Here is a 22,380-nt window from a genome sequence, read left to right on the forward strand (position 1 = left end):
CTCGCCTGTTCACCGGACCGTGATCAATAGGCGAAGTCCCGGTACATCCGGCTGACGTCGCCCTGCCATTCGCCGTGGTAGAGGTCGAGAAGACGTTCGGCCGGCGTCACGCCCGTGTCGGCGATGTCTTCCAGCTCCGACAGATAGCCCCGCTCGTCGACCATGCCGCCGCTGAAGCGGGCGCGGTTCTTGAGACCCTGGCGCGCGATGGCGACCATGTCGACGGCGATGTCGCGCACCGACCGGCCGGCGACCTCGGCGCGGAGACCCAGACGAGTCACGTCGCGGCGCAGGCGTTCGTGGTCCTCGATGTCCCAGTCCTTGCACAGGTCCCAGGCGGCGGCGAGCGACGGCGCGTCGTAGAAGATGCCGGTCCACAGGGCGGGCAGGCCGCAGATCCGGCTCCACGGGCCGCCGTCCGAGCCGCGCATCTCGAGATACTGTTTCAGCCGGACTTCCGGGAACAGGGTGGTCAGGTGATCGCCCCAGTCCTTCAGCGTCGGCCGCTCGCCGGGCAGGGCGGGCAGCTTGCCGTCCATGAAGTCGCGGAACGACTGGCCCGAGGCGTCGATGTAGCGGTCGCCGCGCTTGGCGAAATACATCGGCACGTCGAGCGCATAGTTGGCATAGGTCTCGAAGCCGAAACCGTCCTGGAAGACGAAGTTCAGCATGCCGGTGCGGTCGGGATCGGTGTCGGTCCAGACGTTGGCCCGGGCGGACAGGAAGCCGTTCGGGCGGCCTTCCGTGAACGGGCTGCAGGCGAACAGGGCGGTGCCGATGGGCTGGAGCGCCAGACTGGTGCGAAACTTGGCCACCATGTCGGCTTCTGAGTCGAAATCGAGGTTGGCCTGGATGGTGCAGGTGCGCAGCATCATGTCGAGGCCGAGGTTGCCCTTCTTCGGCATATAGGCGCGCATGATGTCATAGCGGCCCTTGGGCATGACGGGTACGTCCTCGCGTCGCCACATCGGGTCGAAGCCGGCCCCGAGGAAGCCGAGGTTCAGCTCGTCGGCGACCATCTTCACCTCCATCAGATGCTGGCCGGTCTCGGCGCAGATCTCGTGGATGTCCTTCAAGGGCGCGCCCGAGAGTTCGAACTGGCCGCCTGGCTCCAGGCTGATGGAAGCGGCGTAGCCGTCGGCGTTCCTGCGCTCCAGGGCGATGACGTGGCCGGCCTCCTCGACGGGGGACCATCCGAACCGCTGCAGCCCGGTCAGCATGGCGAGGATGCCGTTCGGGCCGTCGTAGGTCGGACGGCGCAGGGTCGACTTGTCGAAGCCGAACTTCTCGTGCTCGGCCCCCACGCGCCATTCGGACCTGGGCTTGATGCCCTTGGTCATCACGCCGACCAGGTCGTCGAAGGTGATCGGATCGGTCATGGGAGCCCCGTCGCGGGCGACTGGCCCGTTGCGGCTAGATGGGCGAGATTGCGGCGGGTCTCAAGGGGAGAGAGGCATGGGACGCGAAGCGTTTGCGGAGGTTTCGTACGCGGGCCGGTCGGGCAAGGCGAAAGTCCTGCTGGAAGCCGAGGGGATCATCGCCCGCCGCCCCGTGGGAATGACCATCGCGCGGGCGTCGATCCGCGCGCTGGCGGTCGAGGGCGGAGACCTGACCGGACAGGCGGATCAGGGCCCGTTCCGCCTGTCGCTCGGGGCCGGCGAGGCGCTGAAATGGAAGGCGAACCTGGACCGGCCGTTGCCGACCCTGGCGGCCAAGATGGGTCTGAGGCCGGGGCTGGCGGTGTGGACCCTTGGACCCTTCGAAGGGTCCGAACTGGTCGAGGCCCTGACCGGCGTCGTCCCGGTCACGCCCGAGCAGGCCGTGCTGGGCGTCGCCCGCGTCACCGGGCCGGAGGCCGCGGAGGCGGTCGCCGCCTGCGCGCCGTCGCCGGTCTGGATCGTTCACGACAAGGGCCGGGCGGCCGTCTTCGGGGAGGCGGCGGTGCGGACCGCGATGCGCGCGGCCGGCTGGATCGACAGCAAGGCGTGCGCCGTCTCGGCGACCTTGTCCGCGACGCGGTACGGCCGCCGTCCGGCCGAAAGCGGGTGACTCAAGCCAACGGTGTCGAGGACGAACCAGGAGAATGATCCTGTCCCTGTTTCGGCGGCTCAGTGGCCGTGGTGCCGCGCCGGCAGGAACCGGGTCATCAAGGTCACGAAAAAGGCCACCGACCACCCCAGCAGCAGGGCTCCGTTGATGCCCTCCAGCGCGCCCAGCAGCTTCCACTCCGGGGCCATGGCGGCGTCCGAGAAGCCGATCGAGGCGTAGGCGATGGTCGAGAAATAGACGGCGTCCCGCATGGGCTCGACCGCGCCGATCCCGCGATAGAGGAAGGCGTAGAGCCAGATCTCGAGGCCATGCAGAACCAGAAGGCCGAGGGCGGAGAGGACGGCGACAAGGGCCCCTTCGAACGAGAGCGGACTGACCCGCGACTGGCCGGTCGACCGCTCGCGCCATTCCATCAGCCGCCCGAGGATCAGAAGCCCGCCGCCGTGAAGGACGACGGTGATCAGCACCATGACGGTGGCGATGGCGAGTTCGGCGAACACCCTATCGCTCCCAGTCGCCGACCGCGGCCTGCCACAGGGTCATGGCGGCGATGGCGGCGGTGTCGGCGCGCAGGATGCGGGGGCCCAGGGATACGGCCGTGGTGAAGGGCAGGGCGCGGAGGCGATCGCGTTCCTCGGGCGAGAACCCGCCCTCCGGCCCGATCAGGATGGCCCAGGGACCGGATTCGGTGACGGCCGAGGCGACGGGCGCGCCGCCGGTCTCGTCGCAGAACATCAGCCGGCGCGACGGGTCCCAGCCGTCCAGGAGCGCACCCAGCTTCTGCGGATCGTCGACGGTCGGCACGTCGAGGCGGCCGGTCTGTTCGGCGGCCTCGATGGCGATGGCGTCGAGGCGGTCGAGGCGGACATGGTCGACATTGGTGCGCTGGGTGATGGTCAGGCGGACCCGGGCCGCGCCCAGTTCGGCCGCCTTCTCGACGATGGTCTCAACGCGGGACTTCTTCACCACGGCGACGATCAGCTCGAGGTCCGGGCCATAGGCCTGGGGGCGGACCTGGTCCTCGGCCCGGAGGATGACGCCCTTCTTGAGAATTTCGACGAGGGTGGCGCGCCACTCGCCGTCGCGACCGTTGAACACCAGCAGGTCGTCCCCGAGCTTCAGGCGCATGACCTGGGTCAGGTATCGCGACTGGTCCAGCGTCGGAGCGACGGCGGCCCCGGGGGCGAGAGGCTGGGTGACGTGAAGGCGGATCATCCCTGTGTTGTAGTCTGCGTGGGAGCCTTGTCATCCCCGACGCAGCGAAGCGGAGATCGGGGACAGAAGGCGCACAACCTTGAACACTCCCGGTCAACCCGCAAGGGTTGAGCCGGGAGGATGGTGATGGCGAAGATTTTCTACGTTTACCTGCTCGCGAGCGGGCCGTGCGGGTGGATGTATGTGGGCGTGACAAACGACCTTGTGCGGCGGGTCGCGGAGCACAAGGAGGGTCTGATCCCGGGATACACGTCCGAGCACAGGATCGATCAGTTGGTCTGGTACGAGGCCCACCAATATATCGACAAGGCGATCGTCCGTGAGAAGCGGATCAAGCGCTGGCTGCGGGAATGGAAGTTCGCGCTGGTCGAGAAGGACAATCCGAGGTGGCTGGATCTGTACGGCGAAGTCAGACTCAGGCGTGGGCCCGGTTCGGCGGAGCCGACCGGGCCTCACAGTTAGCCCGTTCTTGTCCCCGATCTTCGCTGCGCTTCGTCGGGGATGACAAATGCACCGCGTCCAGGATGGCGAGCGCTACAGGCTGCGCGCGATCAAGACCTTCATGATCTCGTTCGTCCCGCCATAGATGCGCTGAACGCGTGCATCCTTGTACAGCTGGGCGATCGGATACTCGTTCATATAGCCGTAGCCGCCGTGCAGCTGGAGCATCTCGTCGATGACCTCGCCCTGCAGATCGGTGACCCAGTATTTGGCCATCGAGGCGGTGACGGCATCCAGCTGGCCCTTGAGGTGCAGGCCGATGCAGTGGTCCACGAAGACGCGGGCGACGGTCAGCTTGGTCTTGACCTCGGCCAGCTTGAACTGGGTGTTCTGGAACTCCAGCACCGACTTGCCGAAGGCCTTGCGCTGCTTGACGTAGGCCAGGGTCTCCTGGAGCCCGCGCTCGGCCGCCGCGATGCCCTGGACCGCGATGTTGAGGCGCTCCTGCGGCAGCTGCTGCATCAGCTGGATGAAGCCGCGGCCTTCCTCGCCGCCGATGATGTTGTCGGCCGGGACATGGACGTCGTTGAAGAACAGTTCGGAGGTGTCGTTGCCCTCCATGCCGATCTTGTGGAGGTTGCGGCCACGCTCGAAGCCCTCGGCTCCGTCGGTCTCGACCACGATCAGCGAGGTGCCCTTGGCCCCGGCGGCCGGGTCGGTCTTGGCCACGACGATGATGAAGTTGGCCAGCTGGCCGTTGGTGATGAAGGTCTTGGACCCGTTGATGACATAGCCGTTGCCGGACTTCACCGCGGTGGTCTTGACGCCCTGCAGGTCCGAGCCCGCGCCGGGTTCGGTCATGGCGATCGCGCCGACCAGTTCGCCGGTGACCAGGCGCGGCAGCCAGCGCGCCTTCTGCTCCTCGGTGCCGTAGTGCCAGATGTAGGGGGCGACGATGGCGTTATGCAGCGACACGCCGAAATGGTCGGCGCCCTTCCAGCCCAGCTGACGCATCAGCACGACCTCGTGGCGATAGTCGCCGCCCATGCCGCCCCATTCCTCCGGCTGGGACAGGCCCATCAGGCCCGCCTCGCCGGCCTTGTTCCAAAGCTCGCGCGGGACGCTGGAGTTGGCGATCCAGGACTGGACGGCCTCGGGCGGGGCGTGCTCGTCGATCCATTTGCCAACGCTGTCGGAGAACATGACGATGTCCTCTTCCAGCATGAAGTCGGGGGAGGGGGTGTCGATGACGTTCATGGCTCGCTCGATCTTATGCCCCCCCCGCGGGGGGAGGGTGGTCGCGTCGCGACCGGGTGGGGACGGCAAGGCGATACAGCTCGAATCCGGGTGCGGCTTGCCTTGCCCGCCCCACCCGGCCGTCGCGAAGCGCGACGTCCACCCTCCCCCCGAGGGGGAGGGAGAGATCAATGTGTCGTCAGAACGCCTCCGCCGGCATCTGCATCAGGACCTCGGCGCCGGTCTTCAGCTTGACCAGGTGGCCGTGGGCGTCTGGCAGGATGCGTTCGACGAAGTAGCGGCCGGTCTGCAGCTTGGTGACGTAGAAGGGATCGTCCGAGCCGGCGTCGATCTGGGCCTGAGCCGCCTTGGCCATCTGGGCCCACATGTAGGCCAGGGCCGTCAGGCCGAAGAGGTTCAGATAGTCGGTCGAGGCGGCACCGGCGTTGTCCGGGTTCTGCATGCCGTTCTGCATCAGCCACATGGTGGCTTCCTGCAGCTTCTTCTTGGCGTCGGTCAGGCCGTCGACGAAGGGCTTGATGGGCGTATCCGCGCCGTTCTCGGCGACGAAGGCGTCGATGTCGGCGAACCAGCTCATGATCGCGCGGCCGCCGTTCGACGGCAGCTTGCGGCCCACCAGATCCAGCGCCTGGATGCCGTTGGTGCCCTCGTAGATCATGGTGATCCGGGCATCGCGCAGATACTGCGAGGCCTGGAAATGCTCGGTGTAGCCCGAGCCGCCGTGCACCTGCATGCCCAGCGACGCGACGTGGAAACCCTTGTCGGTCAGATAGGCTTTCAGCACGGGGGTCAGCAGACCCATGTAGTCCTTGGCCTTGGTGGCCGTGGCTTCGTCGGCGGACTTCTCGAGGTCGGCCTGCAGCGCGGTCCACAGGACGAAGGCCTGGCCGCCTTCGACGAAGGCCTTGGCCTCCAGCAGCATGCGACGCACGTCAGGGTGGACCATGATGCTGTCGGCCTGGGCGTCCGGGTTCTTGGGTCCCGTCAGGCTGCGGCCCTGGATGCGGTCCTTGGCGAACTCGAGCGCGGCCTGGTAGGCGGCGGCGCCGATGGCCAGACCCTGCAGGCCGGTGCCGAGGCGGGCCTCGTTCATGACCACGAACATGTTGTTCATGCCCCGGCCTTCCTCGCCGATCAGCCAGCCGGTGGCGTCGTCATACTGCATCACGCAGGTGGCGTTGCCGTGGATGCCCATCTTGTGCTCGAGCCCGGCGCACTGCAGCGAGTTGCGCTCGCCCAGCGAGCCGTCGTCGTTGACCATCACCTTGGGCACCAGGAACAGGGACAGGCCCTTGATGCCGGCCGGCGCGCCTTCGACGCGGGCCAGGACGGTGTGGATGATGTTGTCGGTGAAGTCGTGCTCGCCGGCGGAGATCCAGATCTTCTGGCCGGTGATCTTGTAGGTGCCGTCGCCCTGCGGCACGGCCTTGGTCCGCACCATGCCGAGATCGGTCCCGCACTGGGGCTCCGTCAGGTTCATGGTCCCGCCCCACTCGCCGGTGGCCATCTTGGGCAGGTATTTGGTCTTCAGTTCTTCCGAGGCATTGGCGTGGATGCCGGCATAGGCCCCGGCCGTCAGGCCCGGATACATCGAGAAGGCCGCCGAGGCTCCGGCGGTGAACTGGCCGAACGCCATGCCGACGACGGCGGGCATGCCCTGGCCGCCATAGGCCGGATCGGCCGACAGGGCCGGCCAGCCGGCCTCGACCATCGCCTGATAGGCTTCCTTCCAGCCCTTGGGACCGGTCACGACGCCGTTGTCCCAGTGGCAGCCTTCCTTGTCGCCCGAGTGGTTGATCGGGGCGATGACCTCTTCGGCGAACTTGGCGCCTTCCTCCAGCACCTGCTGGACCAGGTCGGACGAGACGTCCTGGAAGCCCGGCTGGTTCGTGTAGCGGTCGATCTCCAGAACCTCGTTCAGGATGAAGGTCAGGTCGCGGACGGGCGCCTTGTAGGCCATGGGGTCAGGCTCTCAGCTTGAACGGATGATGATGGTGATGGTCGAGGTGTTCGCGCAGCACCGAGGCATATTCCTCGGCGCCGGGCAGAAGGTCGGGGCGCTGGTCGGTGAGGCGCTCTTCCATGGCCGCGCAGGCTTCCTCGGCCATCTGGATGGCGGCGTCGAGATCCTCGCGCTGCTGCTTCAGGGCTTCGATCTGCGCCCGGTGGCGGCGCAGGGCGATGGCCATCTGATGGGTGTTGCCGTCGTTGCGGTCGTAAAGATCCAGCATCTCCTGGATCTCGGTCAGGGTGAAGCCGATGCGGCGGCCGCGCAGGATCAGCTTCAGACGGGCCCGATCGCGGGCGTCATAGACCCGGGTCTGGCCCTTGCGCGCCGGGGTTAGAAGACCCTTGTCCTCATAGAACCGGAGGGCACGCGCGGTCGCGCCGAACTCGCGGCACAACTGCCGGATCGAATAGGTGCGATGGTCGTCTGCGGTCGCCATGCAGACGTCATAACTTGACGCGGACGTAAAGGGAAGCTTTCAGGTTGACGCAGCGCCGCGCGCGGGCGGATACCGCACGGCATGTCGCGCAAACACGTCAACAAGGGCCTGTCGCCCAAGAAGGGCGACCTGCCGGAAAAGACCTGCGTGGTGTGTCAGCGTCCGTTCGCCTGGCGGGCCAAATGGGCGCGCGACTGGGGCACGATCACCGTCTGCTCCGACCGATGCCGGTCGGCGAAGAAACTCAGCGCGAAACGCGACGGCCCAGCAGCACCGGGATCGTGATCGCCAGCAGCAGGGCGTTGGTCAGGGCGAGCCCCAGATCCAGACCGATGGCGTGCACGGCCAGCATGGCGGTTTCCACCGCAATCAGACCCACGGCCGAAACCAGCAGCGGCCAGCGCCCGAGCTTCCAAGACACCAGCGGCGCGACCATGCCCAGCGCCAGAACGATCTCGACGATACCGACGCCGCGGACCAAGCTTTCGCTGACCAGGGCCGGCCAGCTCATCAGGGCCGTCAGGTTGGAGATCGACTCGGTCAGCTTGGCGTAGCCGGCGGCCACGAAGAACATCGCCACCCAGCCCTGCAGCGTCCAGAGGGTGAGATTCCGGAAGGCGGCACGGTTGCGGATCTGGGCTGCCGACAAGGTCGGGCGAGCGGAAGCGGGCGGGGCGAAGGTGGTGGACATTTCGGTTTTCGTTTCGTCGGGGAGGACGGGGAGGATTTGTAACAGTAGCTAGATCAGATAGGCGGACCGGTTTCGCAAGGGCCGTGAAGACCCACCGTAACCGGTTGTGATGAACAAGCTGTGCCGCAACTACGCGGCGGCACCGTGGCGGTATGCATACAGATCGGTAATCCAGCGGGCCGCGGCCTGCGCAACCCGTATGGCACGCCCTGCAACGCTTGTCATCAGCCGTGGACAACAATTGATGACTTAATGTCGGGCGGGCGACGTCAGGCGCGGGATTGCCGGCTGGCCTCAAGGCGATCGAGCTTCTGCGTCAGCGGCGACCAGTCGTCCGCGTGGTCGATCGCGGCCCAGATCGCCTCGACCTCGTCGATCAGAAGCTCTTCCGGCTCCGGGACGGCGAAGGCCGGGTGTTCCAGTCGTTCCGGCCGGTCGGGCTCGTGCTCGAACAGGGCGAAGCGGAAGGCGTCGAACGTCTCCCCCTGCCACGCCCTGGCGCGGGGTCCCGACAGGGCGCGGGCCGAGGAGGCGAAGCCGGCGAACCAGTCGTGGAACAGGGGCTCCCAGCGAATGGCCTCGCCCTGTTCCCGCAGCAGGGCCAGGGTCGTATCCAGCAGGCGCTGATCGGCCGCCTCGCCCAGACTTCTGACGCCCAGCCGTTCCAGAAAGGCGGCGCGCAGTTCGCGGATATAGGCCGGTCCAAAGCCGTTCAGCGCCTCGGTCAGGGGGGCTGCGTCGGCCACCAGCTTCAGACAGCCGGCCAACTGGGTCAGGTTCCAGAACACAGCCTCGGGCTGGCGCGCAAAGGCATAGAGGCCGCTGCTGTCGAAATAGGCCGCCGTAAAGCCCGGCTCATAGGATGGCAGGAACCGCCAGGGTCCGTAGTCGAAGCTCTCGCCCGTGACGTTCAGATTGTCGGTGTTCAGGACGCCGTGGACGAAGCCCGCCGCGATCCAGCGGGCCGTCAGCCGCGCCGAGGCGGCGACGATGGCGGCCAGCAGTCCAGGCGCGTCCCCCGGGGCGACCGTGGGGTGGTAGAGGCTGCGGACATGCTCGACCAGGGTCTCGATCTGGTCGGCCCGCTCGAAGTATGCGGCGCGCTGGAAGGTGCCGAAGCGGACGTGGCTGTGCTGCAGCCGGACCAGGACGGCAGACCGGGTGGGGGAGGGCTCGTCGCCGCGTTCCAGCGCTTCGCCCGTCTCGATCAGGCTGAGGGCCCGGCTGGTCGGGACCCCCTGGCTTTCGAGCAGGGCTGCGGCGAGAACCTCGCGCATCCCGCCCTTCAACGTCAGACGTCCGTCCCCGGCGCGCGACCAGGGCGTCGTGCCCGAACCCTTGGTGCCCAGATCCAGCAGGCGATCTGCATCATCCCGCATCTGGGCGGCCAGAAACCCGCGCCCGTCGCCAAGGTCGGGATTGTAGGTGCGGAACTGGTGGCCGTGATAGCGCATGGCGACCGGACCCGGCTGGCCGGGCAGGGGGGCGAACCGGCCGAAATGGTCGAGCCATTCGGCGTCCGTCAGGCTGTCCAGCCCCACGCTCGCCGCAGCGCGGTCGTTCCGGAAGCGCAGGATCGTCCGGGGAAAGTCGGCGGGCCGCACCGCGTCGCCGAACTCGGACCCGAGGTCGAAGAAGCGGGGTTCCGGGCGGTAGGGAGGGCTGACAGGCATTGATCGGAGATGCGGTCTGCCTCGGCCGGGCGCAACCGCCTGTATGGCGGTTCCAGTTGAAAGTGCGACGCTTGCGGCTATCATGGCCCCAGCGATCAGGTCCGGGCATGCCCCGGGACCAGGCCGGCGCCCCAGGGCGAACCCGGTCAGATGCCCGTCGATAACCGGGCGTCACGGAATACAGACCCCCGGACCGGAGGCCGCCGTGGCGCGCAGACTGACACTCGACTTCCTGAAGACCGAAGCGGCATCCGGCGCGGTGCTGAGCCTCGCGGCCGTCGCGGCGCTGCTGGTCGCCAACTCGCCCCTGTCGGAAGCCTATTTCGCCTGGCTGAAGAGCGAGCAGCTGTTCCAGGCCGGTCCGCTGCGACTGGAGCTGACGGTGTCCGACTGGATCAAGGAGGGCCTGATGGCGGTCTTCTTCCTCGTGGTCGGGCTGGAGATCAAATACGAGATCCTGCGCGGCGAACTCAGCGATCCGAGGAAGCTGGCCACGCCCGTCATCGCCGCGCTCGGCGGCATGGTCGCCCCGGCGATCGTCTATCTTCTGGTCGCGCGGATTACGGGAGGCCCGCCGGGAGGATGGCCCGTGCCGCTGGCGACCGACATCGCCTTTGCGCTTGGCGTGTTCGCCATCGCCGGTCGGGGGCTGCCCTCATCGCTGCGCGTCTTCCTCCTGACCCTGGCCATCGTCGATGATCTGGGAGCCATCGGTCTGATCGCGGTCCTGTTCAGCAGCGGGATCGACTGGATGCCCCTGGCCTGGGCCGCCGGGCTGCTTGCCGTGGGCGCGGTCGTCTCGCGCCGCACCATAGCAGCCCCCTTCTGGGTCATGGGGTTCCTGGCGATCTGGTGGCTGAGCGTGCAGGCCGGGCTCAGCACGTCGCTGGCCGCCGTGGCCTTTGCCGCCATCGTGCCGGTCGCGCCGCGCGCCAGGGACGGGCAGAGCCCCTTGAAGGAAGCGATGCACGACCTGCACCCCTACGTCGCCTACCTGATCCTGCCGCTGTTCGCCTTCGCCAAGGCGGGGGTGTCGTTCGCGGGGCTATCCCTGGACCAGATGTTCGCCCCCCTGGTTCTGGCGGTGGCAGCCGGTCTGTTCTTCGGCAAACAGATCGGCGTCTTCGGCGCGACCTGGCTGACCACCGCCCTGAAGCTGGGCACCCGGCCGGCCCAGTCGACGTGGCTGCAGATCTACGGAGTCAGTCTGCTTTGCGGCGTCGGGTTCACCATGAGCCTGTTCATCGGAATACTGGCCTTCCCCGGCGCCATCGATGCGCCCGAACAGGTCGAGGTCAAGCTGGGGGTGATCCTGGGCTCGGTGCTGTCGGCGTCCCTCGGGGCCGCCGTTCTGGCGGTATCGGCCAGTCGTCGACGCCGTTCCGAAGCTGCGGCCTTAACGAATACTGATCCCGCGACGCGAATATTGACCTAAGGTCATCGTTGTCTGTCGCTTTTGCGTCACACACGTAGCGGTCGCGGGGCTGAAACATGTCGTGATTGCGTGCGGTCGCTTGTCGCTGGACCCGGCTTGGACTAACCCACGAGTTCGAGAATCCGACGCCTCGTAAGAAGGGCGCGGTCTGGGAATCAGGAAACGCCGCGACTCACCCCGCATGGGGGTGTCCGGCACATGAGCCGGGAGCCATTCATGCGTCTTACCAATTTCCTCCGCTGCACCGCCTCCGCGGCCGTGGTCGGAACCGCCGTGTTCGGCTGGGCCGGCGTCGCCGCCGCCCAGGACCAGGCGTCGTCGGTCGACGACATCGTCGTCACCGCCCAGAAGCGCGAGCAGAGCCTGCAGGACGTGCCGATCGTGGTGACCAGCCTGTCGGCCGAAGTGCTGCAGGACGCCGGCGTTCGCGACATCAAGGATCTGCAGATCCTGACCCCCGGCCTGACGGTCACCTCGACCACGTCGGAAGCCTCGACCACCGCCCGTATCCGCGGCGTCGGCACCGTGGGTGACAACCCCGGTCTGGAGAGCTCGGTCGGCGTCGTCATCGACGGCGTCTATCGCTCGCGCAACGGCGTCGGCTTCGGCGACCTCGGCGAACTGAGCCGCATCGAAGTGCTGAAGGGACCGCAAGGCACCCTGTTCGGCAAGAACACCTCGGCCGGCGTCATCAACATCCTGACCGAAGCGCCGTCGTTCACGCCAGGCGGCTCGGCCGAGCTGACGCTGGGCAACTATGGCCAATGGGGCGTCGCCGGTTCGATCACCGGCCCGGTCAACGACCAGGTCGCCTATCGCCTGTACGCCGCGCACCGCGAGCGTGAAGGCTTCTACGACGTCGACCTGGGCGACGGTCCCCGCACCCTGACGGAAGACGGCACGCAGGACTTCTTCACGGTCCGCGGCCAGCTGCTGGTCCTGCCGAACGACTCGGCCTCGATCCGCCTGATCGCCGACTACACCCGCCGCGACGAGTTCTGCTGCGTCGGCGTGCAGGTGCGGACCGGCCAGACCTATCCGTTCATCGATGGAACGTCGAACGGCACGGGCCAGCGTCCCCCGGCCGCCGGTTTCGGCGCCCTTCCGTTCTCGCGTACCGCCTTCGCCAACCGCGTCACCGATCAGGAGATCGAGGACATGGGCGTGTCGGCCGAAGCCAACATCGACATCGATGCCTGGAACGCGACGCTGACCTCGATCAGCTCGTGGCGGAACTGGTCGACCACCAACGGTCAGGACGCGGACTTCACCGGTTCCGACATCGCCTACCGTCTGCCGGACGGCGAGTTCGGTGCCTCGGTGCGCAACATCACCCAGGAATTCCGCCTGGCGGGTGCCACCGACAAGCTGGACTGGCTGGTCGGCTTCTTCGCCACGCGTGAGAACGTCAACCGTCGCGACAGCTTCTATGAAGGCGCCGACTACGCGCCGGTCCTGTCGTTCCAGCTGTCGGCCGCGCTCAACGCCGCCAACCCGGCGATCCCGGTCAGCCCGTCGATCATCCCCTGCTTCACGCGGACGGCCCAGACGGCCGTTCAGCTGGGCCAGTGCCTGGGCAGCGGCGGTGCCGTGTTTGGGGGCGGACCGACGATCGCCGCCGGTCAGTCGCTGCGGGACAACTACCTGCAGCGTTCGGACTCGATCGCCCTGTTCACCAATAACACCTACAAGGTGACCGACGCCTTCGAGCTGACGCTGGGCCTGCGCTACACCTACGACGAGAAGCGGCTGATCGGCTCGCAGAACAACGTCGGCAACAACCAGTTCACCTGCGCTGCAGCCCTGGCAAACCAAGGCGCGATCGTCGGGGTTCTGGGTACGGCGAACGGCGGGGCTTTCCTGTCGCGCTTCTGCCTGCCCTGGACCAACCCCTTCTATGCCAACCGCGGCATCAGCGAGAGCGTCAACGACGGCACCCTGTCCGGCACCGTCAAGGCCGCCTATCGCCTGAACGAGTCGATCCTGGTCTATGCGTCCTACGCCCGCGGCTACAAGAGCTTCGGCTACAACCAGGACCGTGTGCAGGTCGCGACGACGGCGCTCCCGCTGCCGATCAACCCGGCTCCGTCGCTGTTCTTCCCCTCGGAAGACGTCGACAGCTATGAGCTGGGCGTCAAGACGACCCTGTTCAACCGCTCCATGCTGCTGAACGCGACCTACTTCGACCAAACGTTCGAGAACTTCCAGCTCAACACCTTCCTCGGCACCGCCTTCGTGGTGGAGTCGATCCCCGAGCTGACCTCGCGCGGCGTGGATGCCGACTTCCTGTGGTTCACCCCGCTGGAAGGCCTGACCCTGGGCGGCGGCGTCACCTACACGGACGCCGAGTTCGGTGTGTTCACGGCGTCGCAACTGGCCAACCCCGGCAACTTCGGCCAGCTGTCGCTGCTGCCCGGTGCCCGTCCGTCGTTCGCGCCGGAATGGTCGTATGTCGCGTCGATCAACTTCAACCGGTCGATCGGCTATGGCCTGGAAGCCGGCTTCAGCCTGTCGGGCAAGTACATGACCGACTACAACACCGGTTCCGACCTGCTGCCCTTCAAGGCGCAGGACGGGTTCGGCACGCTGAACGGCCGCATCACCCTGGGCTCGGAAGACGAGCGCTGGGCGCTGGAAGTCTGGGCCCAGAACCTGACGGACGAGGAGTACGTCCAGGTCGCCTACAACGGCTTCCTGCAAGGCGGCGCGTTCCAGTCGACGGTCCAGCCGAACGGCACCTTCTACAACCCGGCCGGCGACACCCAGACCATCGACGCCTTCCTGGGTGCCCCGCGCACCTACGGCGCGACCCTGCGCATCAAGTACTGATCTTCGGCCATCAGGCCGGAGTGACCGGGCCGGTCGGGGATGTCCCCGACCGGCCTTTTCTTTGCCCGACGTGCGGGGCTGGCCGGGGCGCGATGGTTTCTTCGCACGACCGACCTCGGGCGCAGACACGCGGCTGAAGCGCTCCAGGGCCAATGGGCCCATTGCGGAAAGAGCCACAAGGCCGCGCCAGCGCCAGCGCCACGCGTCCGCGCGCCGCTCGCGACCCTGTTTGCGATGTGCGGTCGCGGTTGTCCGGCCTCAAGCCGCAGGGGCGCCAGTGGGCACCCACCACGGTCGATGAGCCCACTGGCGAAAGACCCCCGGATGGGACGGGGACGCGCTTCTGCGACTCTCCAGCCGCCTACTCTGCGGGCCTGGGGGTTTCCGGGCTGGCCGCTACAGCCTCATGCTGGCCGTCGAAGGTGCGGCCCAGCAGCCTCTCCATCCGCCGCTTGCCGCCGTCGATCAGGCTGAATGCCGCTGGAATGAAGATCAGGGACAGGGCCGTGGATGTAATCAGGCCGCCAATCACCGCGATCGCCATGGGCGATCGGAACTCGGTGCCCTCGCCGAACGCCATGGCGATCGGCAGCATGCCCAGCCCCATGGCCAGGGTCGTCATGATGATGGGCTGGGCCCGCTTGTGGGCGGCATCGATGATTGCGTCGTACTGGCTCATCCCGCGCTGCATGGCGATGATCGCATAATCGACCAGCAGGATGGAGTTCTTCGCCGCGATGCCGGTGAGCATGATGATGCCGATCAGGGCGGGCATCGACAGTGCCTTGCCGGTCACCAGCAACAGGAAGAAGGCCCCGCCGAACGACACCGGGAGTGCCGCCAGGATGGTGACCGGGTGGAAGAAGCTTTTGAACAGCAGGACCAGCACCACATACATCAGCAGGATGCCGGTCACGATGGCGAAGATGAAGCCGGACGCCGTCTCCTGCAGGTTCTCCAGCTCCCCCGACACGGCCTGGGTGACCCCCGCCGGCAGGTTCTGCATCGCTGGCAGGGCATCCACCCGCTCGGACGCCTGGCCAAGGGTGATGCCGTTCAGCTCGGCCGTCAGGCTGGCGACCCGCCGGCGATCCAGACGGGTCAGCTGGTTGGGCCCGGCCCCGAAGGTGATGTCGGCCACCGAGGACAGAGGGACGGTCGCACCCGAAGCCGTCGGGACCTGAAGGTTCTCGATCAGGCCCAGATCGGTGCGCGATTGTTCGGTCAGCATGACCCGAATGGGGACCTGACGGTCGCCAAGGTTGAACTTGGGCAGCAGCTGGTCCGCGTCGCCCAGAGTGGCCACCCGGGCCACGGACGAGATGTCCGAGGCCGACACGCCCTGAAGCGCGCCCACGTCGCCCTTGGGCGTGATGAGGATTTCAGGGCGGACGAGGGCCGCGGTGGAGATGACGTTGGCCAGGCCCGGAACGCCGCGCATCTCACGCTCAACCGCCGCCGCCGTATCCTCCAGCACCTCGCCGTCGTCGCCGACGAGCGAGATCGAGACCTGACCCCCGCCCCCGCCTTCCTGACCAAACTGGACGCGGGCACCCGGGATCTGGCGCAGGACCGGACCCATTTCCTGTTCGAACGCCTGCTGGCGGATGTCGCGTTCGCTCTTCTTGACCAGGTTCACGGTAATGGACGCCCGCCGGACCTCGCCGGCCGAGCCGCCGCCGCCGCCGCCGAAGCTGGTCGTGGCCGAGCCGATCGAAGCATAGACCGAGCGGACCTCGGGGCGCGCGATCAGAGAATTGGTGACCTGCTGAACCACGGCGTCGGTTTCGGCCAGGGTCGCGCCGGGCGGCAGCTGCACGGTCACGTTCGAGCGCGACAGATCCTCGACCGGAATGAACTCGAACGGCAGACGCGAGGCGAGCCCGATGGAGCCGATGAAGAACAGCAGGCCCAGGCCCATCACCCAGACCCGGTGGTCCAGCACGCGCCACAGCAGGTGCCGCCTTGCGAAACTGCCCCTTTTCGTCGCCCGCTCGGCCTTCAGTCGCTCGGAGCCGGAGTGCCCCATGCCCCAGCGCAACACCTTGAGATAGGCGGTCATCCACGCTGGATCCCCGTGCTCCTTGCCCTGATCGGCCTTCAGCAGATAGGCGCTCATCAAGGGTGTCAGGGTACGCGCCACGACCAGCGAGAAGAAGACGCTGACGCAGGTGGCGATGGCGAAGCTCTTGAAGAACTGGCCGACCACCCCGGGCATGAAGCCGGTGGGCGCAAAAACGGCGATCAGGGTCGCGGTGGTGGCGATGACGGCCAGGCCGATCTCGTCGGCCGCTTCGATGGCCGCTGGATAGGGCGCTTTGCCGTCGCGGATGTGCCGGACGATGTTCTCGATCTCGACGATGGCGTCATCGACCAGGATGCCGATCGTCAGCGACAGGGCCAGCAGGGTGACCACATTCAGCGACTGTCCCATCAGGTCCATCACGAGGAACGTCGGGATCAGTGACAGCGGCATGGCAACGGCCGCGATCAGGGTCGCCCGCCAGTCGCGCAGGAAGACCAGCACGACCAGCACGGCCAGGCCCGCGCCCAACAGCAGGGCCTCGACCGAGGCATGGAAGTTGTTGATCACGTCCTGGGTGGTGTTGGTCACCTCCTCGATGGTGACGGTGCCAAGCTCGGCGTCCAGCGCCTCGATCTCTTCCTGGGTCCGCTCATAGACGTCCAGCTCGGACGAGCCGACGGAGCGACTGATGGAGAAGGCGACCACCTCGCCGCCGTTGAAACGGGCGCGTCCACGGGGTTCGGACCATTCATCGGTGACCTCGCCCAGATCGCCAAGGCGTACGGTGCGACCCCCGACCGGGATCAGGGTCTCGGCCAGCGCCTCGACCGAAGGGGCCGAACCGAGGGTGCGGATGGCCTGTTCATTGCCGCCGATCTCGCCCCGGCCGCCCGGCAGGTTGATGTTGGCCGCGCGGAGCTGGTTCGATACGGCCGCAGCGCTGACGCCCTGGGCGGCGAGCTTCTCGGGATCCAGCTTCACGCGGATTTCGCGACTGACGCCGCCGTCGCGGCTGACCTGGCTGACGCCCTGGACCGACAGCATGCGCTTGGCGATGGTGTTGTCGACGAACCAGCTCAGTTCCTCGGGATTCATTCCCGGGGCCCGCACCACATAGGTGGCGATCGGGACCTGGGTGAACTCGATGCGCTGGACGATCGGCTCCTGAACATCGGCGGGAAGGTTCTGGCGCACACCGGCGACGGCGTTGCGCACGTCGTTGGTCGCCTTTTCCAGGTCCACGCCGAGATTGAAGGTGACCGAGGTCGTCGAAACGGAGTCGCTGACCGTCGAGTTGATGTCATCGACCTCGCCCAGACCTGCGACGGCATCTTCGATCAGGCGGGTGACCTGGGTCTCGAGCTCGGTCGGTGCAGCGCCCGACTGGACCACTGTGACCGCCACGACCGGCAGGTCCACATTGGGGAAGTTGTTTACCGGCAGGCGGCCGTAGCTGATGATCCCCGCCACCGTCAGCACGATGAACAGCAGGACGATCGGAATCGGGTTCCGGATCGACCAGGACGAGATGTTGTTGAAGTTCATGGCTCAGCGGGCCTGGGTTGCGGGGGTGGCGGCGGCTTGGGCGGCAATGGAAGGCACCACCCGGACCTGATCTCCCTCGCCGAGGAAGCCGGCGCCCTCGACCACAACGCGTTGCCCCGCCGTCAGGCCGGTCGCGACCGCCACCCGGCCATCGGTCCGCCCGCCCTCGGTGATCTGGACAAAGCGAACGGTCGAGTCGGTACCGACGACATAGACACCCGCGCGGTTCTCCCGGAACACGACGGCGGCCGCCGGAACGGTCAGCGACGGCTGGGTCCCCGCATTGATCTCGGTTCGGGCGAACATGCCGGGCTGCAACGCCGTTCCACCGGTCAGGGCGACACGGGCGATGCCCAGTCGGGTCTCGGGGTCTACCTGCGGTGTCACGATGCGCACGGTGCCGGACGCCTGACCGGCCTGGTCGGAGATGATGGTCGCCGACATGCCGGCGCGGACGAGGGCCAGCTCGGCCTCGGGCACCTCGGCGTTCAGCTCCAACCGGCCGTCCCGGACCAGGCGGAACAGCTCGGTACCGGCGGCGACGATCTGTCCTCGCGTGACGCTGCGGCTGGAAATCAGGCCCGACACCGGAGCGCGGATCGTGGCCTGGTTGACCCGCGTCTGGGTCTCGCTGAGCGAAGCCTGGGCGGAGGCCAGATTGGCCGAGGCGGCGCGCTGGTTGGCCAGGGCGGTGTCAAGCGAGGCCTGGGAGAGGAAGCCGCGCTCCTTCAGCTCCTGCGCCCGGGAAAGGGCCGCCTCGTCGCGCGCCAGATTGGCCTGTGCCGTCTGCACTGCCGCCTGCTGCTGACGCAGCTGGGCCCGCAAAAGACTGTCGTTCAATTGAACCAGCGCCTGGCCCTGGCGGACGTACTGGCCCTCATCGACATAGACGGCGGTAGCGACCAGACCGCCGGTCTCGGCCCCCACCGGGACCTCTTCCCAGGCCGCCACTGTGCCGGAGGCGTTGATGGTCCGGGGCAGGTCGCTGGAGCTGACCGTCACGGCGGTCACGGCCTGGCCGACCGCGTTCGGAGCCTCGGCCTCCTGGCCCTCGGAGCCGCCGCAAGCGGCCGTCAGCAGGGTCAGGCCGAGGGCGGCAGCCATGGCGGGCACGCGAAGCAGGCGATGGGTCGAGGGCGTAGCAGCCACGGGAGGTCCTGTCGTTCGAGAGGGCGTGGAGCGCCCTGGTGTTGGTCGCGCGGGGGGGCGCTATGTCCCCTGGCCGGTCCTCATAACGCGTTCGCGGTTCGGCTCCTACCGCCTGCCGTGGCCATTACTGCAAAGTAATCCGCCTGACCTTGCGGCGCGTTCGCCACCGAGACCCTGTGGCGCGTTGGCGCGACGGCCCTGACCATGCTAACCGCGCCGCACCATGACGACGCCCCCCATCGACCGAATCCGCAACTTCTCCGTGGTCGCCCATATCGACCACGGCAAATCGACCCTGTCCGACCGCCTGATCCAGGTGACCGGAGGCCTGACGGCGCGGGAAATGTCGGCGCAAGTCCTTGATAACATGGATATCGAGAAGGAGCGGGGGATCACGATCAAGGCGCAGACGGTGCGCCTGAACTACAAGGCCAAGGACGGGCTCGACTACGTCCTGAACCTGATGGACACCCCGGGGCACGTCGACTTCGCCTATGAGGTCAGCCGCTCTCTGGCGGCGTGCGAGGGCTCGCTGCTGGTGGTCGATGCGTCGCAGGGCGTCGAGGCCCAGACCCTGGCCAACGTCTACCAGGCCATCGACAACAACCACGAGATCGTGCCGGTCCTGAACAAGATCGACCTGCCCGCCGCCGAGCCCGAACGCGTCCGCCAGCAGATCGAGGACGTGATCGGCATCGACGCCTCCGACGCCGTCCTCTGCTCGGCCAAGTCCGGCATCGGCATCGAGGACGTGCTGGAGGCCATCGTCACCCGCCTGCCGGCCCCCAAGGGCGACCCCAATGCCCCGCTGAAGGCCCTGCTGGTCGACGCCTGGTACGACCCTTATCTGGGCGTCGTGGTGCTGGTCCGCGTGTTCGACGGCACGCTGAAGGCCGGGATGCGCGTCAAGATGATGCAGAACGGCTCGACCCACCTGATCGACCGGGTCGGCGTCTTTCTGCCCAAGAACACCCCGGTGGAGAGCCTGGGGCCCGGCGAGGTCGGCTTCATCACCGCCCAGATCAAGGAGGTGGCCGACGCCGCCGTCGGCGACACCATCACCGACGAGAAGAAGCCGACGACCGAGCCGCTGAAGGGCTTCAAACAGGTCCAGTCGGTGGTCTTCTGCGGCCTGTTCCCCGTCGACGCCGCCGATTTCGAGGACCTGCGCGCCGCCATCGGCCGCCTGCGCCTGAACGACGCCTCCTTCACCTACGAGATGGAATCCAGCGCGGCGCTGGGCTTCGGCTTCCGCTGCGGTTTCCTGGGGCTGCTGCATCTGGAGATCATCCAGGAGCGCCTCAGCCGCGAGTTCAACCTCGACCTGATCGCGACGGCGCCGTCGGTGGTCTACAAGATCGGGCTGCGCGACGGCTCCGAACTGGACCTGCACAACCCGGCCGACCTGCCCGACGTGATGCAGATCGAGACCATCTCGGAACCCTGGATCAAGGCCACCATACTGACGCCTGACGAATACCTGGGCGGGGTCATCAAGCTGTGTCAGGACCGGCGCGGCTCGCAGATCGAGCTGTCCTACGTCGGCACCCGGGCGCTGGTGGTCTATGAGCTGCCGCTGAACGAGGTGGTCTTCGACTTCTACGACCGGCTGAAGTCGATCTCGAAGGGCTATGCCTCGTTCGATTACGAGCTGACCGACTACAAGGTCGGCGATCTGGTCAAGATGAGCATCCTGGTCAATGCCGAGCCGGTCGACGCCCTGTCGATGCTGGTCCACCGCGGCCGGGCCGAGACGCGCGGCCGGGGCATGGTCGAGAAGATGAAGGACCTGATCCCGCCCCACATGTTCGTCATCCCGATCCAGGCCGCCATCGGCGGAAAGATCATCGCCCGCGAGACCGTGCGGGCGCTGAGGAAGGACGTGACGAGCAAGTGCTACGGCGGCGACGCGACGCGCAAGAAGAAGCTGCTGGAGAAGCAGAAGGCCGGCAAGAAGCGGATGCGCCAGTTCGGCAAGGTGGAGATCCCGCAGGAGGCGTTCATCGCGGCGTTGAAGATGGATGACGATTGAGGGCAGGCTGGGGCGCTACCGCCCGGTTCGCGGAGCCTCGCTGCCTGAGCGCGACTAGTCTGGATACGCGTCGGCAACTGTTCCAACGCCGCCTTGCTGGCCATGATCGAGGCGAACCGGCCAGCGGTCCTGAAGCGACTCGAGGACGGCGAGCGTCTGGTGGAACTCCGGTCCTGACGACCGCGATCGGCGGAGGGATGAGGTTCGGCAGGATGCCTTCATCGTCGCGCGGGGAACTGGGGACGTCTGGCTATTGGAGGCCGAAGATCAGCTTGCTGGCGCATTCCGCGAATCCAGGCCAACCTTCAGCCCTTGGGGGCGCCTCATGACCAAAAAGCGTTGGGTTCAGACTGTCGACCGCCTCATGAAGCGCGACTGGTGCATCAACACCGCCGATGCTGGCTTGGATGATGCCGAGCTGACTCGATACTGGCGGGACGGGGAAGAGCCCTCAGCCTTCGTCGCGTGGTTTGCCGAGAAGCACGACCTAATCCGTTTCGAGCCACGTCCGATCAGAACGCGGCCCGCCAGTTCTCGGCCTCAAGCCTGACCGAGGCTTCCAGCGGCGGGGGTAGGACGAAGAGGCGGGGTGTGACAGGCAGGGTGTGGAGGCGGTAGAGGCGCCAAGCGTCCGGACGTTCCTCTGAAACCTCCCGCTCCGTACGGGTCAGGAAGAAGTCCGTGGTCGGGCCGCCGCGCGTGGCCTTCACCTCGATCAGCCGGTCGGAGCCATCGGGTTCGAAACTGCGGATGTCGTAGCCAGCGCCATCACCGTGAACGTCGGCGGTCCATTCAACCTTCTTGGCGAGGTCCATACGATCAGCGGCGACCAGACGCGCGATTTCGTGGTTCAGAATGTGCTGCTCGCCCAATCGGCCGAGCGCTCGATTGGCGTTGTCGCGTGTGGCGGGATCATATTTGCGGACGAGCCGAACAAGGCCGTCTGGGCGGGGTCTTCGCGGTGTGGCCGAGGGCGGTAGATGGGTGGGGATGACGACGCTCGAAAAGGCAGGAGCCTGGACCTGTGGTCCGACGTAGTGGGTGCCAGCGTTCTCGACGCCATCTGTGGGATTCGCTGGTTGCTCGGCTTGCGCCGCGCCGAGGACCGCGGCTGTCGGAAGGTTCTGGCCGAGCGTCCACGCGTTCGGATGGGCGTCGAGATAACGCTCCAGCGCGGGGAAGAGGGCGCGCTGATAGTTGGCCATTGGGCGGTAGCCGCGAATGTGCGGCAGGCCGAGCTCGGCCAAGGCGGCCGAGACGTTCATGTGTTTGAACTCGATCGACTTGTGTCCGCGCCCGATGTGCTGATCTAGCGCGCGGGCGTGGCGGGCCTTCACATAGTCTTCGCCAGATAACTCTGCACCAAGCATCGCAAAATAGTCGGCGACGATCAGGTCGTTCTCTTCGGCCGTCCAGTCGCTACGTTCATTGGGGATCAGGGCCACCAAGCGAGCGTGGCATGGAGAAGGGAGCGTGACCAGGCCGGAAACGGGGGGCCGTCAGGAACCCCTCCACCGCTCCGCGGTCCCCCTCCCCATTCGCCAAGGGGCGAACGGGGAGGAGACGGGTTGGACGGATCCACGCTTGTGCA

At 67.0% G+C, this 22,380-nt stretch carries 17 protein-coding genes; 6 read left to right on the top strand and 11 right to left on the bottom strand.

The window, feature by feature from the left end; all coding sequences use genetic code 11:
* Positions 1-23: 23 nt before the first annotated feature.
* Positions 24-1,379, bottom strand: a complete 1,356-nt coding sequence (locus BRESU_RS04115) for a glutamate--cysteine ligase (protein ID WP_013268243.1) — start codon at positions 1,377-1,379, stop codon at positions 24-26.
* A 76-nt stretch (positions 1,380-1,455) separates the two neighbouring features.
* On the opposite strand from BRESU_RS04115, the gene BRESU_RS04120 reads away from it, so the two are divergent.
* Positions 1,456-2,049 (top strand): hypothetical protein, encoded by a 594-nt coding sequence (locus BRESU_RS04120; protein ID WP_013268244.1) that lies wholly within the window; start codon positions 1,456-1,458, stop codon positions 2,047-2,049.
* A 59-nt stretch (positions 2,050-2,108) separates the two neighbouring features.
* On the opposite strand, the gene BRESU_RS04125 is transcribed toward BRESU_RS04120, so the two are convergent.
* Positions 2,109-2,549: an ion channel gene (locus BRESU_RS04125; protein ID WP_013268245.1), complete on the bottom strand. Its 441-nt coding sequence runs from the start codon at positions 2,547-2,549 to the stop codon at positions 2,109-2,111.
* Position 2,550: 1 nt separating this feature from the next.
* Complete coding sequence (locus BRESU_RS04130; protein WP_013268246.1) at positions 2,551-3,264, bottom strand: 16S rRNA (uracil(1498)-N(3))-methyltransferase; 714 nt, start codon at positions 3,262-3,264, stop codon at positions 2,551-2,553.
* A 126-nt stretch (positions 3,265-3,390) separates the two neighbouring features.
* Here BRESU_RS04130 and BRESU_RS04135 point away from each other — a divergent pair, with 126 nt between their 5' ends.
* On the top strand, positions 3,391-3,726 hold the full coding sequence (locus BRESU_RS04135) for a GIY-YIG nuclease family protein (protein ID WP_013268247.1): 336 nt from the start codon (positions 3,391-3,393) through the stop codon (positions 3,724-3,726).
* A gap of 72 nt (positions 3,727-3,798) precedes the next feature.
* On the opposite strand, the gene BRESU_RS04140 is transcribed toward BRESU_RS04135, so the two are convergent.
* From BRESU_RS04140 to BRESU_RS04150, 3 genes are all read right to left on the bottom strand, one after another.
* Positions 3,799-4,962, bottom strand: coding sequence for an acyl-CoA dehydrogenase family protein (locus tag BRESU_RS04140; protein WP_013268248.1), 1,164 nt, complete (start codon positions 4,960-4,962; stop codon positions 3,799-3,801).
* Between the two features lie 178 nt (positions 4,963-5,140).
* The gene (locus tag BRESU_RS04145; protein ID WP_013268249.1) at positions 5,141-6,922 is read right to left on the bottom strand and encodes an acyl-CoA dehydrogenase C-terminal domain-containing protein; all 1,782 of its coding nucleotides are present in this window, start codon (positions 6,920-6,922) and stop codon (positions 5,141-5,143) included.
* Between the two features lie 4 nt (positions 6,923-6,926).
* Positions 6,927-7,409: a MerR family transcriptional regulator gene (locus BRESU_RS04150; RefSeq protein WP_013268250.1), complete on the bottom strand. Its 483-nt coding sequence runs from the start codon at positions 7,407-7,409 to the stop codon at positions 6,927-6,929.
* 81 nt (positions 7,410-7,490) lie between these two features.
* Here BRESU_RS04150 and BRESU_RS04155 point away from each other — a divergent pair, with 81 nt between their 5' ends.
* Positions 7,491-7,694 (top strand): DUF2256 domain-containing protein, encoded by a 204-nt coding sequence (locus tag BRESU_RS04155; protein WP_013268251.1) that lies wholly within the window; start codon positions 7,491-7,493, stop codon positions 7,692-7,694.
* Here BRESU_RS04155 and BRESU_RS04160 read toward each other — a convergent pair.
* Both BRESU_RS04160 and BRESU_RS04165 read right to left on the bottom strand, forming a co-directional pair.
* Positions 7,654-8,100, bottom strand: coding sequence for a DoxX family protein (locus BRESU_RS04160; RefSeq protein ID WP_013268252.1), 447 nt, complete (start codon positions 8,098-8,100; stop codon positions 7,654-7,656). The genes BRESU_RS04155 and BRESU_RS04160 overlap by 41 nt on opposite strands.
* Positions 8,101-8,369: 269 nt before the next feature.
* Positions 8,370-9,773 carry a protein adenylyltransferase SelO gene (locus BRESU_RS04165; protein ID WP_013268253.1) on the bottom strand — a complete coding sequence of 468 codons (1,404 nt, stop codon included), beginning with the start codon at positions 9,771-9,773 and terminating at the stop codon, positions 8,370-8,372.
* Positions 9,774-9,978: 205 nt separating this feature from the next.
* On the opposite strand from BRESU_RS04165, the gene nhaA reads away from it, so the two are divergent.
* Together nhaA and BRESU_RS04175 are read left to right on the top strand one after the other, a co-directional pair.
* On the top strand, positions 9,979-11,208 hold the full coding sequence (nhaA, locus tag BRESU_RS04170) for a Na+/H+ antiporter NhaA (RefSeq protein WP_013268254.1): 1,230 nt from the start codon (positions 9,979-9,981) through the stop codon (positions 11,206-11,208).
* A 216-nt stretch (positions 11,209-11,424) separates the two neighbouring features.
* On the top strand, positions 11,425-14,037 hold the full coding sequence (locus tag BRESU_RS04175; protein WP_013268255.1) for a TonB-dependent receptor: 2,613 nt from the start codon (positions 11,425-11,427) through the stop codon (positions 14,035-14,037).
* Positions 14,038-14,398: 361 nt separating this feature from the next.
* Here BRESU_RS04175 and BRESU_RS04180 read toward each other — a convergent pair whose 3' ends face one another.
* Together BRESU_RS04180 and BRESU_RS04185 are read right to left on the bottom strand one after the other, a co-directional pair.
* Entirely contained in the window at positions 14,399-17,608 is a 3,210-nt protein-coding gene (locus BRESU_RS04180; RefSeq protein ID WP_013268256.1) for an efflux RND transporter permease subunit, read from the bottom strand.
* A gap of 3 nt (positions 17,609-17,611) precedes the next feature.
* A complete protein-coding gene (locus tag BRESU_RS04185) occupies positions 17,612-18,757 on the bottom strand; it encodes an efflux RND transporter periplasmic adaptor subunit (protein ID WP_013268257.1) in 1,146 nt (381 codons plus the stop codon).
* 223 nt (positions 18,758-18,980) lie between these two features.
* On the opposite strand from BRESU_RS04185, the gene lepA reads away from it, so the two are divergent.
* On the top strand, positions 18,981-20,789 hold the full coding sequence (gene lepA / locus BRESU_RS04190) for a translation elongation factor 4 (protein ID WP_013268258.1): 1,809 nt from the start codon (positions 18,981-18,983) through the stop codon (positions 20,787-20,789).
* 512 nt (positions 20,790-21,301) lie between these two features.
* On the opposite strand, the gene BRESU_RS04195 is transcribed toward lepA, so the two are convergent.
* Positions 21,302-22,234 (bottom strand): protein NO VEIN domain-containing protein, encoded by a 933-nt coding sequence (locus BRESU_RS04195; protein WP_245528597.1) that lies wholly within the window; start codon positions 22,232-22,234, stop codon positions 21,302-21,304.
* Between the last annotated feature and the right edge of the window lie 146 nt (positions 22,235-22,380).

It is taken from the genome of Brevundimonas subvibrioides ATCC 15264 (genome assembly GCF_000144605.1).
Classification (GTDB): domain Bacteria; phylum Pseudomonadota; class Alphaproteobacteria; order Caulobacterales; family Caulobacteraceae; genus Brevundimonas; species Brevundimonas subvibrioides.

Bases quoted from the DNA above. Each gene is read 5' to 3' on its own strand.
- BRESU_RS04115 (WP_013268243.1), bottom strand. From the start codon at position 1,379: ATGACCGATCCGATCACCTTCGACGACCTGGTCGGCGTGATGACCAAG.
- BRESU_RS04120 (WP_013268244.1), top strand. From the start codon at position 1,456: ATGGGACGCGAAGCGTTTGCGGAGGTTTCGTACGCGGGCCGGTCGGGC.
- BRESU_RS04130 (WP_013268246.1), bottom strand. From the start codon at position 3,264: ATGATCCGCCTTCACGTCACCCAGCCTCTCGCCCCCGGGGCCGCCGTC.
- BRESU_RS04135 (WP_013268247.1), top strand. From the start codon at position 3,391: ATGGCGAAGATTTTCTACGTTTACCTGCTCGCGAGCGGGCCGTGCGGG.
- BRESU_RS04140 (WP_013268248.1), bottom strand. From the start codon at position 4,962: ATGAACGTCATCGACACCCCCTCCCCCGACTTCATGCTGGAAGAGGAC.
- BRESU_RS04145 (WP_013268249.1), bottom strand. From the start codon at position 6,922: ATGGCCTACAAGGCGCCCGTCCGCGACCTGACCTTCATCCTGAACGAG.
- BRESU_RS04150 (WP_013268250.1), bottom strand. From the start codon at position 7,409: ATGGCGACCGCAGACGACCATCGCACCTATTCGATCCGGCAGTTGTGC.
- BRESU_RS04155 (WP_013268251.1), top strand. From the start codon at position 7,491: ATGTCGCGCAAACACGTCAACAAGGGCCTGTCGCCCAAGAAGGGCGAC.
- BRESU_RS04160 (WP_013268252.1), bottom strand. From the start codon at position 8,100: ATGTCCACCACCTTCGCCCCGCCCGCTTCCGCTCGCCCGACCTTGTCG.
- BRESU_RS04165 (WP_013268253.1), bottom strand. From the start codon at position 9,773: ATGCCTGTCAGCCCTCCCTACCGCCCGGAACCCCGCTTCTTCGACCTC.
- BRESU_RS04175 (WP_013268255.1), top strand. From the start codon at position 11,425: ATGCGTCTTACCAATTTCCTCCGCTGCACCGCCTCCGCGGCCGTGGTC.
- BRESU_RS04180 (WP_013268256.1), bottom strand. From the start codon at position 17,608: ATGAACTTCAACAACATCTCGTCCTGGTCGATCCGGAACCCGATTCCG.
- lepA (WP_013268258.1), top strand. From the start codon at position 18,981: ATGACGACGCCCCCCATCGACCGAATCCGCAACTTCTCCGTGGTCGCC.